We start from the raw sequence: 17726 nt of genomic DNA, 5'->3' as shown, positions 1-17726 counted from the left end.
TCGACTCCCCAATCTCGTCATTCGCCAACGCCCCGTCTATTTCACTCCACCATAGCCGGCTGCGGCCCGAACGGTTCCACGCCGCCAGGCATCCGTTCCTTCTTACTGCCATTATACCGGACCAGCCGGATGGCGTTGAGGATGACGATCAGGACGCTGAGTTCATGAATCAGCATGCCGGATGCGAGGAAGATCTTGCCGAGCAGGACGCCGGCGAGCAGCAGGAAGACGGTGCCGACGGCAAACCAGGTGTTCTGCTTCATGTTGCGGACGGTGGCCTTGGCGAGCGAGCGGGCGTGGGCGAACTGGTCGAGCCGGTCGGCCATGAGCACGACGTCCGCGGTTTCCATGGAGATGTCCGTGCCGCCGGCGCCCATCGCGATGCCGATGTCGGCGGTGGCGATCGCCGGTGCGTCATTGACCCCGTCGCCGGCCATCGCGACCCGGCGCCCTGCGTCTTTCAGCTTTTTCACGAATGCTACTTTGTCTTCCGGAAGAAGTTCGGCGTGAACTTCATCCAGGCCGAGCTGTTTGCCGACGAGTGCAGCGGCATGGCGGTTGTCCCCGGTGAGCATGATGATCTGCTTGACGCCGCCTGCGCGGAGCCGGCGGATGGCGTCATGCGCTTCGGGCCGGATCTGGTCGGCGATGGAGATCAGTCCGCGAAGCTGTCCGTCGACCGCGGCGAAGATGGCCGTGTTGCCGGCCTTTTCGCGTTCGGTTGCGGCAGCGTCCGCTCTCGCCGGAATAGTGATGCCATTATCGGCCATCAGCTCCCGGGTACCGGCGATGACATGACGTCCGCCGACCATCGCGGTGAGCCCATGCCCCTTGATGATTTCAACGTCTTCCGGCTGTTCCAGTCCGATAAAGCCGCGCCTGCCTGCTTCTTCCACGATCGTGCGTCCGAGGTGGTGCTCCGAGGCGGTTTCCGCCGCAGCAACGATCCGGAGCAACCGGCTGGCGTCTCCGCCGAATGCATCGATCCCCGTCACTTCCGGCCGGCCTTTCGTCAGCGTGCCGGTCTTGTCGAACACGACCGTATCGGTCTTCGCGAGGGCTTCCACTGATTCACCGCCCTTGAACAGGACGCCGTTCTTCGCGCCGTTGCCGATGCCGGCGACAATCGATACAGGTGCCGAGATGACGAGCGCGCCCGGGCAGGCGATGACGAGGAACGTGAGCGTCAGTTCAATGTTGCGGGTGAACAGGTAAACGATGATCGACAGGATGATGATGCCCGGTGTGTAGATGTTCGCAAACTTCTCAAGGAACTGCTGGGTCTTTGTCTTCGAGTCCTGTGCTTCTTCGACGAGTTCGATAATCCTCGCGAACGTGGTGTCATCACCGGTCTTTTCCGCGATGACTTCCAGGTAGCCGCTGTCGACAATCGTTCCGCTGAAGACTGTGTCGCCGTCCGATTTTGCCGCGGGCACAGACTCGCCTGTGATGGCGGCTTCGTTCAGATGCGCACGTCCGCCGGCAACCCGCCCGTCGACGGGCACTTTGCCTCCCGTGCGGATGAGGACCCGGTCTCCCGCTTCGACCTCATCGGCAGGGATGACCCTTTCGAGGCCGTCCCGCATGACGGTCGCTTCCTGCGGCGCCATATCGATCAGGTCTTTCAGCGATTTCCGTGTTTTCTCAAGTGTCCGGGCTTCCAGATAAGCGCCGAACAGGAAGAGGAACGTGACGGCAGCCGACTCGACATACTCGCCGATGAACAGGGCGCCGACAACGGCGATCGTGACGAGCAGTTCGATGCTGAAGGCTTTCATGCGGAGTGCCTGGAGGGCCTTCAGGGCGATCGGTATTCCCGCGATGACGGTGGAGAAAATGAGCGTAAACGACTTGAGTTCCTGTAAGCCGGTCAGGTGAAAGAGGATGGCCAGGACCAGAAGGCCGCCCGTGACGGCCGTGATCCAGGCTTTTTGTTTGCCTGTCATTTTGATTCACACCTTTCCTGATTTGGCGGGCAGCTATGAAACTTTCTTCGAAAGAACCGGATAACCGAGTTTCTTCACTGTACCTTCGATCTCTTCTGCGCTGACTTTACCGTCGTCGAACCTGGCTTTCACCTTGCCGGAGTTGAACAACACCTTCGCCTGCTCAACGCCGTCCATCTTGCCGAGGGCACCTTCAATTTTCTTGATGCAGCTCGGGCAAGTGAGGGCTTCCATCTGAAGGACAACTTGTTTCATTTCGATTCCTCCCTTGTTCTTGTTGTCTTCATTATCGGATGAATCGGTGGCCGCTTCCTTGACCACCGTCAAGTTCCTGAAGATATTTCCTGTGAAAAGCGTTTTTTGCAATCCGGAGGGGAATACGGAAAGTAACTGGTTGGAGGGAGGGGTGCGGATGGATACCGAACAGCAACGGTTCATGAATATGAAGCGGCGTGTCTATAAAATCGTCCTGCCGGTGCTGACGGTTTCGCTGGGACTGAGCCTGTTTATGTCGGCTCACAAGGGACTGCTCCTGACGATCAACCTCATCCTGCTGGTCGGAATGCTGTTCGCCTGGCTTTTCTTGTCAACGAAACTCCCGCTCCGTGTCATTGAATGGTTCCTGCTCACCCTTGCGGGAATCTATCTGCTCACGATGGTTGTCCAGGGAGTCTACACGCAGATGCTGGGTCACGGCGAGACGTCTCTTGGGGACTTCATCGTCTGGATGCCGATGATCTCCCTGCTGATGTTTCTCCTCTTTGACAGGTGGCCCGCACTGATCGCAAACCTTGCCCTCTTCACCGTCCTGGTGCTTCCGGCAGTGCCGGCATTCCCGCGCCTGAATCCGGAGCAGAACGAGTCACTGATCCTGTTTTATTCGGGGATCGTGGTCTACACAAGCCTTGCTTATTTCCTCCACCAGCTTTACAGAACGCGTGCCGAACAAAACGCAATGCTGCGTTTCGCCTACGTTGACGCACTGACGGGCATTGCGAACCGGCACCGGATCGACACCTGGCTGAGGAAGAAGGTCGAGCTCGGGGAGGAGACCGGAAAGCTGTTCTCGCTCATCTTTTTCGACCTGGACAACTTCAAGGACATCAATGATATCTACGGGCACAAAACAGGTGATGATGTGCTGCGGCAGCTGTCAAAAGTGGTCGGGGAGGAGCTTGATCATGGTGACTTGTTTGGAAGGTGGGGCGGTGAAGAGTTTGTCGTCCTGACCGACACGGGGGAGGAGGAATCTTTCCGGCTTGCGGAGCGGCTGCGGAAGGCGTTGGAGGATCATGACTTCGGAATCGCAGGCCGTGTGACCGCCAGTTTCGGCCTGTCGGTCAACCGTCCCGGCGACACTGCGGAATCGGTCGTATCGCGGGCCGATGAGCGCATGTATCATGCCAAGCAAGCCGGCAGGAACCGTGTGACCGGGCGCACAATGGTGAGCGGAGATGGGTGAACAGGGCTTTGGAAGGGGGAGGGAAATGGGAAGTGAGCAAAAGCGGTTCGAAGAGCAGAAGAGGCGTGTGTACCTGTTCGTCCTGCCGGTCGTCGCCGCGTCTCTTGCGCTGAATCTTCTGATCACCGATGAGATCCGTCCGGTTCAGATCATCAACTTCATCCTGCTTGTCGGAATCATGATCTGCTGGGGGCTTCTTTGGACACGGTTTCCGCTTGCCGTTCCGGAAATCCTCATCCTGATCATCTCCCTCATCTACCTGCTTGCGGCGATCCTAAGCTCGCTGTTTATCGATATGCTGGCACAGGGCGAGCCGCGGCTTGGAGATTTCATTCTTTATATGCCGCTTGTCGTCGTCCTTGGCTTTCTTATCCTTGAGCGGAAGCAGGCGGTCATTGCCTGCTTCACACTGCTTCTCTTCATGATCGCGCCGGCCATCCCTGTATGGGGCAGACTGACGGACAGTCAGATTAATTCGCTGATCACGCTTTACATAAGCCTGTTTGTCTACACGCTGCTGTCGTTTTTCCTCCACATCCTTTATCGGAGACGTGCGGAGCAGCGGGCGATTGCCCGATTTGCCTATATCGATGCCCTTACCGGGGCGGCGAACCGCCACCGGATCGATGAGTGGCTAGCGGAAAAGGCGGAACGGGCGGACCAGGAAGGCACCGAGTTCTCGATCATCCTCTTCGACATGGACCATTTCAAGAGTGTGAACGATGAGTATGGTCATAAAACGGGGGATGATGTGCTGAGGCAGATGGCGGACCTTGTGCGATCGCAACTTGGGCCGGGGGATCTGTTCGGCCGGTGGGGCGGTGAGGAATTCATCATTATCACAGATGCAGAGCTCCCGGACACGATGGCGCTTGCGGAGCGTCTTCGTGAAGCCATCGGTTCCCATCACTTCGGGAAGGCGGATAAAGTGACCGCGAGCTTCGGCGTCGCGGGCGAGCTGCCCGGGGACACGCCGGAGCGCTTGCTGAACAGGGCTGATGAGCGGATGTACCATTCCAAGCGAACCGGCCGGAATCGGGTGACCGGTGAAACGGCAGAAGAGTGAAAAGGCGTAAAATATCTATACAATCATTTCATAATGTTCGTCTTTCGGTTATAATTATGTCAGATCAGCCGAAAGAGGTGGACTGCGTGAAGCGGATTTACGAAGGCAAGACAAAGGATGTCTATGAGCTGGAGGACGGGACGATCCAGCTGAAGTTCAAAGATGATGTGACCGGTGAAGACGGAGTGTTCGACCCGGGTGCCAACACGGTTGGCCTGACAATCGAGGGTGCCGGCCGCGCCGGCCTCCGAATGACCGAATACTTTTTCGGAAAGCTGGCCGAGGCCGGTATTCCGACACACTTTCTCGGCGCGGATGTTGATGACCAGACAATGAACGTCCGGAAAGCGGACGTGTTCGGCAAAGGGCTTGAAGTGATCTGCCGCTACCGGGCAGTCGGAAGCTTCCTGCGCCGCTACGGTGCCTATGCGGAAGAAGGACAGCCGCTTGACGCATTCGTCGAGGTGACGATCAAGGACGATGAGCGCCAGGACCCGCCAATCAGCAAAGATGCCCTTGTCGAGCTTGGCATCCTGGATGCGGATGAGTATGACACGCTTAAAGAACTGACCAAACAGATTTCCGGTGTCGTGAAGGACGAACTCGCCGCCCGCGGCATGGAACTGTATGACATCAAGCTTGAATTCGGACGCGACGCAGAAACCGGCGAAGTCCTCCTGATCGATGAGATCTCCGGGGGCAATATGCGCGTCTACAAAAACGGAGAATACATCGAACCGCTCCAACTCGAACAGCTGCTGTTCGGGTGAGCGGATACGAAAAAAGCACCTGCCCGGAAATGGGCAGGTGCTTTTTGATTGGACAGATCGCATCGCCGGATCCGTTAATTATGCATATCCGCCCCAAACTTTTCCTCCAGAAGGCGAAGGCAATCCCCGAATTCCGGGTAGGGGCGGAAAATGGCGAGGGCTCCCTCTATGGCTGTGAGATCGGCACCGGGACCGGCTTGGGCCTGCACTTCAAGAAAGTCCAGGGTCGACAGCAGGTACTGGACAGTCGCACGGGGTAGGGCCTGTCCGTACAAGATGGTCCGCATGGCGTCAATCACCCCGGTCAACTCTTCCGATTCCCCTTCTTCGGGGAAAAATCCGGAAAACAGCGTCCGCAAGGTTTCTTCATCCAGAAGCGGGCGGAGGGTGCCGCCGAGAAAGCCCTCTGCTGCCTGTGCAGTCATCCTGAAGATGAGTTCTGTCAGGCCTTCGGGATTCAAAGCTTGTGGATTCGAGATGAAATGCTGCATATAGTGGCTCTTGATGCCTTCTGTGATGACATAGATATCATGGACGAACGGCCGGATCGACTCGCCGTATATGGAAGTGAGCTGATCGCGGTACCACTCGGACTGCGAGATCCGGAGTTCCTCGATGAATTCGATAAGCTCGGGATTCAGGCTATATGCCTGCTCGCGGATGACCATGACGATAAAGTCGGTATGTCTCTGCATTTGGGCGATCTGGATCTCCGTCTGACGCCGGAAGTTCTCCTCCGGGGAAAGACCGGGATCGATGGCATTTACCATTTCCTCCTGGATCAGCGAGGTGTAGTATCTGAAAATCTCCACTTGGAGAGCATCCTTTGATTTAAAGTGAAGATAGAAGGCGCCTTTGGAAATTCCGGCATGCGCGGCGATTTCCTGGATCGAGGTACCGTGGAACCCTTTTTCCGTGAAAAGGGCGATTGCCGCTTCGATGATGCGCTTCTTGGTTTCGTTCATGGGCTTTGGTCCTCCTTTGACCGGTCGGTCAGTAAATCCAGTATAGCAGAATGAAAATGGATAAAGTGTGACAACCGACTCATATGATTGTATCCGGACGGTGTTTCCTTTATCCTAATATAGGTAAACTGACCGGTCAGTCACAGGAACGGAGGAAAGCAGGTTTGAAAAAGATCATCAACTTTTCCATCAACAATAAGTTCGCCATCTGGCTTCTGACGATCATGGCGATCGCGGCGGGGATTTATTCCGCTGCTACTATGAAGCAGGAGTCGATGCCGGACATCACGGTACCGGTCGTATCGGTCATGACCGTCTATCCGGGTGCATCCCCGGATGAGGTCGCCGACTCGGTCACCGTCCCGGTCGAGCAGAGTTTGAGGAACGTCGAGGGCGTGAAGTCGATGCTCTCCTCCTCGATGGAGAACGTGTCGTCCATCCAGCTTGAGTTTGACTTCGAGAAGGACATGGACCGGGCGGTCACGGAAGTGGAAGGTGTCCTGAAAAACGTCTCGCTTCCGGATGACGCCCAGGATCCGTCCATTTCCCGGATCAGCATCAATGCTTTCCCTGTCGTCGCCCTCAGCATCACGGGCAACGGACAGGATCTCGATGAACTGACGGAAATCGCAGTCAAGGACATCGTCCCGGCAATGGAAGAAGTCGAAGGGGTAGGAACCGTCCAGGCAAGCGGCCAGAAGTCGAAGGAAGTCCGGATTGACTTTGACGATGCCAAGCTTGCCGAGGCCGGCCTCGACCGCGAGACGGTCACTGGCATCATCCAAGGCTCCAACATCGCCTTCCCGCTCGGACTGAACCAGCTCGACGGCTCCATGAAGAACGTCGTCATCGACGGTTCGATCGCCTCACTCGAGGCACTGGAAAACCTGCAGATCCCGGCAGTCCCTTCCCAGGGCGCAGCTCAGCAGGGCATTGACGCGGCGCAGTCCGGCCAAGGCGCGGGCCAAGGCGCCCCGGATGCCGGCGCAGGCCAGGCGGCACCTGGAACTGCGAACCAGGCCACTCCGGGAGCAGGTGAAACCGGCGCAGGCGCGATGCCGCCGGCCGCGATGGCAGGTCTTCCGACGGTCGCTCTTTCCGATGTGGCGACCATCGAGGTCATCAACGAATCGGAGTCGATCTCCCGCACGAACGGGCAAGACTCGATCGGCATCCAGATCGTCAAGAGCCCGGATGCCAATACGGTCGATGTCGTCAACGGCGTAAAAGACGAAGCAAAAAAACTTGAAGAAAACTATGACGTCGACATCGCCGTCACGTTTGACCAGGGTGAGCCGATTGAACAGTCGGTCGAGACGATGCTGTCGAAGGCGCTCTTCGGTGCGCTGTTCGCAATCATCATCATCCTGCTTTTCCTGAGAAGCCTCAAGACGACATTCATCGCGGTCATTTCGATTCCGCTGTCGCTTCTCATTGCACTGCTTGTACTGAACTCGATGGACATCACACTCAACATCATGACGCTCGGCGCGCTCACCGTCGCAATCGGGCGGGTCATCGACGACTCGATTGTCGTCGTCGAAAACATCTACCGCAGGATGCATCTGCCGGATGAGCCGCTCAAGGGCAAGAAACTGATTTCGGAAGCAACTAGGGAAATGTTTGTCCCGATTGCGTCATCGACGATCGTCACGATCGCGGTGTTCCTGCCGCTTGCGCTCGTCTCCGGCCAGGTCGGCGAACTGTTCCTGCCGTTCGCGCTTGCAGTCGTTTTCGCCCTGCTTGCATCACTTCTCGTCGCAATCACGGTCGTGCCGATGCTGTCCCACTCGCTCTTTAAAAAGCAGCTTTACGGCAGCAAGACCGGGGTTGCCCGCAAGACCGAGAAGCCCGGACGCCTCGCGAAGTGGTATACGGGTGTCCTGGAATGGGCGCTTAACCATAAGTGGATCACGGCCGGCATCTCGGTTCTTCTGCTGGCGGCGAGCTTCCTGCTCGTTCCCCTGATTGGCGTCACGTTCATGCCAGAAGAAGAACAGAAAGTGGTCATGGCGACCTATAATCCTGAAGCCGGCCAGCCGAAGGAAGAAACGCTTGAAATCGTCTCCCGCGCGGAAGAGCTCCTGGAAGAGCGGAAGGGCGTCACGTCCTACCAGTTCTCCATTGAGGAAGCCGGCGGCATGGGCATGATGATGGGCGGCAGCGCCAACTCCGCGCTGTTCTTCATCGAATATGACTCCGACTTCGAAAACTTCTCGGAAGAGCCGAAAAAGCTCGTCGAGACACTGAACGAAGAAACCGGAAAAGGTGAATGGGGCTCGATGGACTTCACGTCCATGAGCGGCGGCTTCGAATTGTTCGTCTACGCGGACAACGAAGACGACTTGAAGGCCACATCCGACCAGGTCGAGGAAATCCTGAATGGCAAGGAAGGACTTGAAGCGGTCGAAAGCGACCTGACGGAAGCGTACGACCAGTACACCTTCGTCACCGACCAGCAGCGGCTTGCCGAACTCGGCCTGACCACTGCGCAGATCGGTATTGCACTGAATGAAGGTGTCCAGGGCGCCGCCCTCACCTCCGTGAAGCATGACGGAGAGACGCTTGACGTCTTCGTCGCTGTTGAAGAAAAGGAATTTGAAACGTTTGATGCGCTTGAAACGACCGAAATCCCGACCGCTCTCGGCGGCACGGTCGAGCTTGGAGAAATTGCCGAAGTCGAAGAAGGCGAAGCACCGACGACGGTGACCCGCCGTAACGGCAAACTTTACACGACCGTCTCCGCGGAAGTGACCGGCAAGGACTCCACAGCCATCTCCCGTGAAGTCCAGGAAGAAGTGGATAAGCTGGATCTTCCGGCTGGCACCACGGTTGAATTCGGGGGCATCACCGAGCAGATCAACGAATCGTTCACGCAGCTCGGCCTCGCCATGCTTGCAGCGATCGCGATTGTCTACTTCGTCCTCGTCGTGACATTCGGCGGCGCGCTCGCACCGTTCGCCATCCTGTTCTCGCTGCCATTTGCGCTCATCGGAAGTTTCGTGGCGCTCTGGATCGCGGACGAACCGATTTCGGTGTCCGTCATGATCGGCGCGCTCATGCTGATCGGGATCGTCGTCACGAACGCAATCGTCCTCATCGACCGCGTCATCCACAAGGAAAACGAAGGCGAAACGACGCGCCAGGCACTGCTTGAAGCCGGCGCCACCCGTCTCCGCCCGATTCTGATGACCGCGCTCGCGACCATCTTCGCCCTGATCCCGCTCGCTATCGGAGCAGAGGGCGGCGGCATGATTTCCAAAGGCCTCGGCATCACGGTTATCGGCGGCCTCGTCAGCTCGACCCTGCTGACTCTGCTCATCGTGCCGATCGTGTACGAAATCCTAGCGAAATTCCGCAAAAAGCCAATGGTGGAACCAGAATAAGTTATGACGGCACCTGTCCCTTTTGGGGGCGGGTGCTTTTTTGCGGGAGCAGGAAGAGATCGGGATGGTGAGATTAGGAGTGGGAAGTTGCAATAAGGGGGTGGGAATTGAAATAAGGAGGTGAGAATTGAAATAAGGAGCAGGGAATTGAAATAAGGAGTGGGAAGTTGAAATAAGGAGCGGGGAGTTGAAATAAAGAGCGGGGAGTTGAAACAAGGAGTGGAGAATTGCCGCATGGGGTGCGGAATTGCCACATGGGGGACAAAAATGACCCATGGGCGGTGTAATTGCAACAACGTTTCCAATACCGGCAGACTCAACCGTCGAGTTCCCCATCTAAATCCCGCCCAATACCGGATGTAAATACAATTTTGTACTGGATACTACGAAAACCCGAGTCTTATTCCGAAAATCGCTGCCATCCTACGATGTCGTGAGAATAAATACGAAACCAAACCGGATACTCCGGAATTGAAGCCCCTACTCCGAAAATCTCCCCATAAATCCGAAATCCTGCGGCTAAGTCCGATTCCGGCATTCTAAGTCCGAAATCAACCTTGTAAGTCCGAACCGACCGTGCTAAGTCCGATTTCTCCGTGCTTGCCTATCTGATTTCCACGGCTCACTGAATACCTTTTCCCCGCCTTGACCATCCTCCAAAGGAAGGAGGATGATTGAAATGAAGAAATGGATATACGGAGCGGCTGCCGCAGCCGTGGTCCTTGCCGGGTGCGGCATGCAGGCGGAGAAGGAAGAGACGGACAATGAAGTGAAGGTTCCGATCATGAGCGAGGGGGTGACCACTGCCATTGAATCGGATCTGATCAATGCCGAGGGAGAGGCCATCGGGAAAATTCTCCTTACGGGAGACAAGAAGGGGACGGGCATCCGCATTTCCGCTGAAGGGCTTGAACCCGGGGTAAAGGCGATCCATGTCCACGAAAAAGGCGAGTGCACGCCGCCTGACTTCAAGTCCGCCGGCTCTCACTTTAATCCGGAACACAAGGAGCATGGATTCGAGAACCCGAAAGGCTTCCATGCCGGGGATCTGCCGAACATTGAAGTGGATGCAGAGGGCAAGGTCGACCTCGAGACCGTATCCCAGTACATCTCCCTGAAGGAAGGGCATCCGGGCTATTTGCTTGATGAAGACGGCAGCGCGGTTGTCGTCCATGAGAAGGCGGATGACTACAAGACGGATCCGGCCGGGAATTCAGGTGACCGCATCGCCTGCGCTGCATTCAACAAAAAGTAAGCATACGAAAAACCGCACGCCGGCCGCGTGCGGTTTTCATATGCTTACTTAAACAGGAAGTTTTCCGTGTAGTACGGCTGGTCTTCTTCGTTGAAGGCGACCCCGACGCCGAGCATGCGGTAGTCTTCGTTCAGGATGTTTTTCCGGTGGCCAAGCGAGTTCATGAGCCCTTCGTGGGCGAAGATGCTGCTCGGCTGGCCGTAGGCGAGGTTTTCGCCCGCGCCCCTGAATTGGATGCCGTCTTCCGCCATGCGGTCAAACGGCGACTGGCCCTGCTGATTCTCGTGCGCGAAGTAGTCATTCACGGCCATGTCCTCGCTGTGCTTCACTGCAGTGGCGGCGGTACGCCCGTCCCAGTCGAGGGCGCCGTAGCCGTGCGCCACGCGGGCGGCGTTCGTCAGGTCGAACAACTGGCGCTCGAACCCTTCCTTCAGGTCAGCATTGGAGGAACCGTATAGCGCATCCTGTGACTGCTCGAGTTCTTTTTCGATGACCTGCACGGCGGTGACGGTATCATTCCGATGTAAGTCATAGAAGATCGTGACATAACTGTCGTCCAGTTCGAACACGTCATATTCGCCGTTGCTTTGGATGAGGAATGCGCTGCGCCCTTTGACGATGCGATCGAGCGGGCGGCCGTATTCCGCCCGGACGGATGCTTTCTGGGAACCATAGGCGATACCGCTCGTTGAGGCGATGATGTCCTGGTTGGTGAACAGCCCGTTCACGCGGCCATCCCCGTCAAACGACACCATTGCGAAGTTGCGATAGCCGTCATGGTAGGCGTGCCATTCGACGCCGTATTCGTTCATCGTGGAGCGGGCTGGTTCACCGAGTTCTGCCTGGACTGCTTCCCGGGTGTCCCCGATCCCGATATTGTGCACGGTGATCGGTACGGATTCCGGGCGCTCCAAATCCGGCTTCTCTGCCTCCGCGCCGGAAGACTGGCGGACTCGCTCGTCCTTTACGGACTGCTCCAGCTTGGCATAAAGCGAGTTTGCGCCTTCATTCAGCTTGCCGAGGGCCTGGTCGACAGCGGGCTGTCCGCTGATGTCTGCAATCAGCCCGTCTACCCGGTCCAGGAATGACAGGTCGACGACGCGGGAAAGCGGCTCTTCCCAAAGCGGCCGGGCAATAAAGACCAGGACGGCCAAAAGAATCAATCCGAACAACCGTCTCACCATGCACAATCACCTCCTTTATCTTTCCATTTTACCACCAACGGCACGGTTTCATGCATCCGTCTATTCGAAACCTGTCCGGCGGAGGAGTATAATAGTTCCCAACGATGCAAAGAGAGAAGGATTCCCCCCCATGCTGGAACGTTTCGACGGCTTCCTGAAGAAAGGAATGCCGGTCATCACGCCGCTGTGTCTGGTTGCCGGCGTGCTCATAGCGGATACAGGCAGCCGCCTCCTGGGCCTCGTCCCGTGGATCTTCGCACTCATGACGTTTGCGGGCAGCCTGGGGATGCGGGCAGCGGATCTCAGGAACGCGGTCAGGCATCCGCTGGCGGTATTGCTGAGCCTCGCTTTTCTGCACTTGCTCATACCGGTTTGGGCTTATGTATTCTCGGTCCTGGTGTTCGATGATCATCTGCTGACAATCGGGTTTGTCCTGTCTGCAGCCGTGCCGACGGGAGTCTCGAGCATCATCTGGGTAAGCATGTACCGGGGGAACCTGGCGCTGTGCCTGTCGGTCATCCTCATCAACACGATGCTCGCACCGATCATTATCCCGGCGACCCTTTTCGTGGTTGCGGGGAAGGGGGTCCCCGTCGATACTGGGGCCCTTGTCCTGGACTTGCTCCTGATGGTCGTCCTGCCGTCGATTGCGGGACTGCTCCTGAATGAATGGACGAAGGGACAAGCGGGGAAGTTGCTCGGTCCCAAGCTTTCTCCGGTGTCAAAGCTTTCCATCTTTGCGATCGTACTCATCAACAGCAGTGTGATTGCGCCTTACCTCAAAGATTTTGATCTGGAACTGCTCAAGGTGATTGGGGGCGTCCTGGTGCTTGCCGCGTCTGGATATGCGTTCGCTCTCCTGATCGGGGAAAAGGTGTGGAAAAACAGTCCGGACATTTCAGTCATGTTTGTCTTTAATGGCGGGATGCGCAATATCGCCCTTGGTGTCGTCGTCGCGACGGTCTACTTCCCGGCGAAAGTCGCCGTGCCGGTGGTCTGCGGGATGCTGTTCCAGCAGGTGCTGTCCGCTGTTTTCGGAAAAGTGATCGAGCACCGCCGCGGTTCAGGGAACCGGGAAGGGCAGGCGTTACGGCGGAATAATTAACACAACAGGGGCCATCCCGTCCGGGACAGCCCCTGTTCGTTCAGATTTCCATCTCCCACCGCTTCTTCTCCGCCTTTTTCAGCTGGTCTTCCGTTTCCTGCGGATGGACGGTGCGGAACGGGTGATGGTCTTTCGGGATGATCTCGACCATCTTGTCGATCATGTCTTGAGGGTCAAACTGGTTTTTCAGGTTTTCCTGCTGCTTCAGGATGTCTTCCTTCCTGGTGAAGTGGACGCTGTCGTCAAACCATTTCCAGATTTCCTCACCCGCACGGTCGTTGAAGCCGGTATCGTAAGCGCCGGGATTAATGGTCGCGACCTGCACGCCGAACGGCTCAAGTTCTTTGCGCATGGTCTGTGCGATGCCTTCGATTGCGTGCTTCGTGGCCGTGTAAGGGCCGACAAACGGCGTGGCTGAAATGCCGGCCATTGAACTCATGAAGATGACCTTGCCATGTCCTTTGCCGACGAGCCGCGCAGCTGCCAGCTGGACAGACTCGAGCGTGGCGAAAATATTTACTTCGAACAGCGCTCGAACACGGTCCAGCGGGACTTCTGCAAGCGGGCCGCCTTCATTGATTGCCGCGTTCGCAACGAAGATATCAAAGTCGGTTTCCCGGATCTGCATAAGATCACGGGGGTTGGTGATGTCGAGCTTGAATACGTCCATGTCCAGCCCTTCCGCTTCAGCCTGTCTCAGAACGTCCGTTTTCTGTGATGTGGTCTCGGTTGTGGCGATAATCCGGTGCCCCTGTCTTGCCAGACCGAAAGCAGCCCCCCGGCCAAGGCCGCTTCCCGCTCCGGTGATGAATACCGTTTTGTTCAATTTGAACGCCTCCTACTCAGTGGTTGTTTTCCACATGCCCTGAGCAGGGGAGGGCGAAACATCCTGAGGCAAAACAAAAAAGACCCGCCGGGGGTCTTGTCACGAGCCGGAAGGTCAGAGCCGTTCGGCGTATTCGTCTTTCAGGAAACCGTGCACCTGATCGAGCGGGATGTCCGCCCGGATGATGCCCGCGGCACCTTCCGCGATCTCGTATTCATCGAAATAAACCGAGATCCGGTCATTTCGGATCGCCCATTTCCAAGAGGCCGGGTCGTTCAGTGCCATCGCAAGAAGGTCATCGAAGAGAGCATCTTTGAGCGGCTTCTGTGCGAGAAGATGCTCTTTTACGAGTTTCTGGAGTACGCTTTTGTCGGCTTCCAGGTCGAACAGATCGGAAAGTTCGACAATCCGGCCTTGAACCGGATCAATATTGAACGGTTTGATCTTCGTAATGCCGTTTTTGCCTCCGGTGTACTGGTACGATGTGTACAGCAGACTGTAGAGGCTGCCGGTATTGGGAAGCTTTTCCGCGGTAAGCCTAAGGTGCGCCCGCTCGCCGTCTTCAAGCTGCATTTTATATTCGTCGACGCCGCCTTCAAAGAGAACTTTCTGTTCGTCGATCCATTTGGTAATCGGCTTTTCGAGTTCCGCGTGATCCGCCGTCACCGTATTGATGTCCATGGTGTACCATTTTGTCTTTTCTCTAACCGTCTGAAGCTGAAGGCCCGGCGTTTCCGGTTGGTCCTTCGTGACGGCCGCATCCGCGATGCCTGAATCCTCACCGATCGCAGCCGGCTTGCCGGTCTGCGAAGAGGCGAATCCCAGCACTGCGGTCAGAACCAGCACGGCCACAAGAGACCATGCGGGCCAGCCCGGCCGCTTCATTCGCGTTTTCATAAATGTAAATCAGCCCTTTTATTTTTTGGCCACCCGTTATTTATATGTTCGGGCGACCCCCCTATTAACTCGTACAGTATAACATTGATTCTTGAAATTAGGGAGGGGGAAATGATAAAAGCGTGCAACGATGCGGGATTAGTGAAAATTCCTGCGGACAAGGAACCAATTCCTGTCAACATCCGGACCATACAATTATTGCATCCGGAACACTTTTTCATTCGGACGGAAAAAGGGCTTCCCGTCATGCGGAAAGCCCCTCTCATATCTAGTTACGGTTTCAGAATCACTTTCGTGCATTCGTCCCCATGCTCATAGAACGTCTGATAAGCGATCGGCGCTTCATCAAGCGGGACGATATGGGAAATGATCTCGGTCGGATCAAGTTTGTGTTCAGTGATCATCTTGAACAGTTCCGGCATCAGATGCGGGACAGGTGCCTGCCCGGACTTGATCGTGACGTTGCGCTCGAAGAAACGGCCGAGCGGGAAGGCGTTGTACCAAAGACCGTAAATACCGGTAAGCTGGACGGTTCCGAAGCGGCGGACGGCACGGTGGGCGGTGCGGAGAGCAGTAAGTGATCCGCCAGAAGCCTTCAGTTTTTGCTGGATCTTCTCGGGGACAGTCTTTTCTCCGTCCATGCCGACGCAGTCGATGACGACATCGGCACCGCCGTGTGTGAGTTCTTTGAGATAGTCGCCCGTCTCGTTCGGATCCGTGTAGGTGACCGTCTCGACTTTGTTCATCTCCCTCGCCTTTGCCAGGCGATATGGAACGTTGTCGACGCCGATGACCCGCTTGGCGCCCATCATCCACGCGAACTTCTGGGTCATGAGGCCGATCGGACCGCAGCCCATCACAACGACGGTGTCGCCTTTCTTCACGCCGGAGTTGAGGACACTCCAGTAAGCGGTCGGGAGAACGTCGGACATAAAGAGAACCGCTTCGTCAGGAACCTCCGCCGATTCCGGGATGACAAACGGCAGGAAGTTGCCGAACGGTACGCGCATGTACTCGGCCTGGCCGCCCGGATGATTGCCGTACAATTCCGTAAATCCGAAATAGCCCCCGAAATCGGTGTTCGGCGTCGAGTTCGTCTCAGGATGCTCGCACTGGCTTTCCATGTCATGCGTGCAGTACCAGCATTCACCGCAGGCAACGTTGAACGGGATGACGACCCGGTCGCCTTTTTTCACCTTCGTAACGGAAGGTCCTACTTCCTCGACGATGCCCATCGGTTCATGGCCGATGACGTATCCCGGCCGTGTCATCATGGCCCCTGTGTAGATGTGCAGGTCCGACCCGCAGATCGCGGTCGAGGTGACGCGGATGATAATATCGTCGTCTTTTTCTATTTTCGGTGCATCGACGTTTTTTACCTGGATGTCCTTTGCACCTTGGAATGTTACGGCTCTCATCAGTCAAACTCCTCCTTTGGGGTGTCTCCTTAACTAGTTACCGGTTTCTGGAGGGGGTAAACACCAGAGGAGGCGCCGCAGCGGGAGAAGGACAGGTTTAGCGGGAACAAAAAAACCCGCAAAATGCGGGTCAGGGAGGAGATTCTGATGGAAAGCTTCCCGTCATACGGAAAGTCCTTTTCATATCTCGTTATGGTTTCAGAATCACTTTCGTGCATTCGTCCCCATGCTCATAAAACGTCTTATAAGCAATCGGCGCTTCTTCAAGCGGGACAATATGCGAGATGATCTCGGTCGGATCGATTTTGTGTTCCGTGATCATCTTGAACAATTCCGGCATCAAGTGAGGCACGGGAGCCTGCCCGGTTTTGATGGTGACATTCCGTTCGAAAAATCGGCCTAGAGGGAATGCGTTATACCAGAGGCCGTAAACGCCGGTGAGCTGGACGGTGCCGAAGCGGCGGACGGCACGGTGGGCGGTGCGCAGCGCTGTGAGCGATCCGCCGTGGACCTTAAGCTTCTGCTGGACCTTCTCGGGAGCCGTTTTTTCACCGTCCATCCCGACACAGTCGATGACGACATCGGCACCGCCGGAGGTAAGTTCCTTCAGATAGTCGCCTGTCTCGTTCGGATCGCGATAGGTGACGGTCTCGACTTTGTTCATTTCTCTCGCCTTAGCCAGGCGGTACGGAACATGATCGACACCGATGACGCGCTTGGCGCCCATCATCCAGGCGAATTTCTGGGTCATGAGGCCGACTGGGCCGCATCCGAGAACGATCACAGTATCCCCTTTTTTCACGCCGGAGTGGAGCACGCTCCAGTAGGCGGTCGGGAGGACGTCCGACATGAAGAGGACTGCTTCGTCAGGGACTTCGGCAGATTCCGGGATGACAAACGGCAGGAAGTTTCCGAACGGCACGCGCATATATTCGGCCTGTCCGCCCGGGTGGTTGCCGAACATCTCCGTATAACCGAAATAGCCGGCGAAGTCGGTGCCTGGTGTCGGATTGGACTCGGGGTGTTCGCACTGGCTCTCCATGTCATGTGTGCAGTACCAGCATTCCCCGCAGGCAACGTTGAACGGAATGACGACCCGGTCGCCCTTTTTCACTTTTGTGACGGCGGGACCGATTTCTTCGACGATGCCCATCGGCTCATGGCCGATGATATATCCGGGACGGGTCATGATGGAGCCTGCGTAGATGTGCAGGTCCGAGCCGCAGATGGCGGTGGAGGTGACGCGGATGATGATGTCATCGTCTTTCTCGATTTTCGGGGCGTCCACATTCTTGACCTGGATGTCTTTTGCGCCATGAATCGTCACTGCTCTCATTTAGTCGAACTCCTCCTTTGGGGTGTCTTCCATAATCGTTTCCGTTTTCCGGAGAGTGTAAACGCCGGGGGATGCGCCGGAGCGGGCGGACAGGTATACTGGGAACATGA

General features: G+C 56.5%; 14 protein-coding genes. 6 read left to right on the top strand and 8 right to left on the bottom strand.

Annotated elements, in window-relative coordinates:
• Positions 1-41 precede the first annotated feature (41 nt).
• Together DZC51_RS05145 and DZC51_RS05140 are read right to left on the bottom strand one after the other, a co-directional pair.
• Positions 42-1946, bottom strand: coding sequence for a heavy metal translocating P-type ATPase (locus DZC51_RS05145; RefSeq protein ID WP_157294305.1), 1905 nt, complete (start codon positions 1944-1946; stop codon positions 42-44).
• A 33-nt stretch (positions 1947-1979) separates the two neighbouring features.
• Positions 1980-2201 (bottom strand): heavy-metal-associated domain-containing protein, encoded by a 222-nt coding sequence (locus DZC51_RS05140; protein ID WP_092055475.1) that lies wholly within the window; start codon positions 2199-2201, stop codon positions 1980-1982.
• Positions 2202-2358: 157 nt separating this feature from the next.
• On the opposite strand from DZC51_RS05140, the gene DZC51_RS05135 reads away from it, so the two are divergent.
• From DZC51_RS05135 to DZC51_RS05125, 3 genes are all read left to right on the top strand, one after another.
• Positions 2359-3408 (top strand): GGDEF domain-containing protein, encoded by a 1050-nt coding sequence (locus tag DZC51_RS05135; protein WP_157294304.1) that lies wholly within the window; start codon positions 2359-2361, stop codon positions 3406-3408.
• Between the two features lie 25 nt (positions 3409-3433).
• Entirely contained in the window at positions 3434-4474 is a 1041-nt protein-coding gene (locus DZC51_RS05130; RefSeq protein ID WP_157294303.1) for a GGDEF domain-containing protein, read from the top strand.
• An 86-nt stretch (positions 4475-4560) separates the two neighbouring features.
• Complete coding sequence (locus DZC51_RS05125) at positions 4561-5244, top strand: phosphoribosylaminoimidazolesuccinocarboxamide synthase (protein WP_157294302.1); 684 nt, start codon at positions 4561-4563, stop codon at positions 5242-5244.
• A 74-nt stretch (positions 5245-5318) separates the two neighbouring features.
• Here the strand turns inward: DZC51_RS05125 and DZC51_RS05120 are convergent, their stop codons facing one another.
• Entirely contained in the window at positions 5319-6209 is an 891-nt protein-coding gene (locus DZC51_RS05120; protein WP_157294301.1) for a TetR/AcrR family transcriptional regulator, read from the bottom strand.
• Positions 6210-6373: 164 nt separating this feature from the next.
• Here DZC51_RS05120 and DZC51_RS05115 point away from each other — a divergent pair, with 164 nt between their 5' ends.
• Together DZC51_RS05115 and DZC51_RS05110 are read left to right on the top strand one after the other, a co-directional pair.
• Positions 6374-9595 carry an efflux RND transporter permease subunit gene (locus tag DZC51_RS05115; protein WP_157294300.1) on the top strand — a complete coding sequence of 1074 codons (3222 nt, stop codon included), beginning with the start codon at positions 6374-6376 and terminating at the stop codon, positions 9593-9595.
• A 679-nt stretch (positions 9596-10274) separates the two neighbouring features.
• Positions 10275-10850: a superoxide dismutase family protein gene (locus tag DZC51_RS05110; RefSeq protein ID WP_157294299.1), complete on the top strand. Its 576-nt coding sequence runs from the start codon at positions 10275-10277 to the stop codon at positions 10848-10850.
• Positions 10851-10894: 44 nt separating this feature from the next.
• Here DZC51_RS05110 and DZC51_RS05105 read toward each other — a convergent pair whose 3' ends face one another.
• Positions 10895-12034 (bottom strand): CAP domain-containing protein, encoded by a 1140-nt coding sequence (locus tag DZC51_RS05105; protein ID WP_157294298.1) that lies wholly within the window; start codon positions 12032-12034, stop codon positions 10895-10897.
• 130 nt (positions 12035-12164) lie between these two features.
• Between DZC51_RS05105 and DZC51_RS05100 the strand changes: the two genes are divergently transcribed.
• Positions 12165-13139, top strand: a complete 975-nt coding sequence (locus tag DZC51_RS05100) for a bile acid:sodium symporter family protein (protein WP_157294297.1) — start codon at positions 12165-12167, stop codon at positions 13137-13139.
• A 40-nt stretch (positions 13140-13179) separates the two neighbouring features.
• On the opposite strand, the gene DZC51_RS05095 is transcribed toward DZC51_RS05100, so the two are convergent.
• From DZC51_RS05095 to DZC51_RS05080, 4 genes are all read right to left on the bottom strand, one after another.
• A complete protein-coding gene (locus DZC51_RS05095) occupies positions 13180-13965 on the bottom strand; it encodes an SDR family oxidoreductase (protein WP_157294296.1) in 786 nt (261 codons plus the stop codon).
• Between the two features lie 114 nt (positions 13966-14079).
• Positions 14080-14862: a DUF3298 and DUF4163 domain-containing protein gene (locus DZC51_RS05090; protein ID WP_157294295.1), complete on the bottom strand. Its 783-nt coding sequence runs from the start codon at positions 14860-14862 to the stop codon at positions 14080-14082.
• Positions 14863-15134: 272 nt separating this feature from the next.
• The gene (locus DZC51_RS05085) at positions 15135-16280 is read right to left on the bottom strand and encodes a zinc-dependent alcohol dehydrogenase (RefSeq protein WP_157294294.1); all 1146 of its coding nucleotides are present in this window, start codon (positions 16278-16280) and stop codon (positions 15135-15137) included.
• Between the two features lie 190 nt (positions 16281-16470).
• Positions 16471-17616: a zinc-dependent alcohol dehydrogenase gene (locus tag DZC51_RS05080; protein ID WP_157294293.1), complete on the bottom strand. Its 1146-nt coding sequence runs from the start codon at positions 17614-17616 to the stop codon at positions 16471-16473.
• Positions 17617-17726 lie beyond the last annotated feature (110 nt).

Source organism: Bhargavaea sp. CC-171006 (assembly GCF_009761675.1).
Lineage (GTDB): Bacteria > Bacillota > Bacilli > Bacillales_A > Planococcaceae > Bhargavaea > Bhargavaea changchunensis.
The sequence above is the reverse complement of the archived record's forward strand: the minus strand, read 5'-3'. Positions and strand labels throughout refer to the sequence as shown.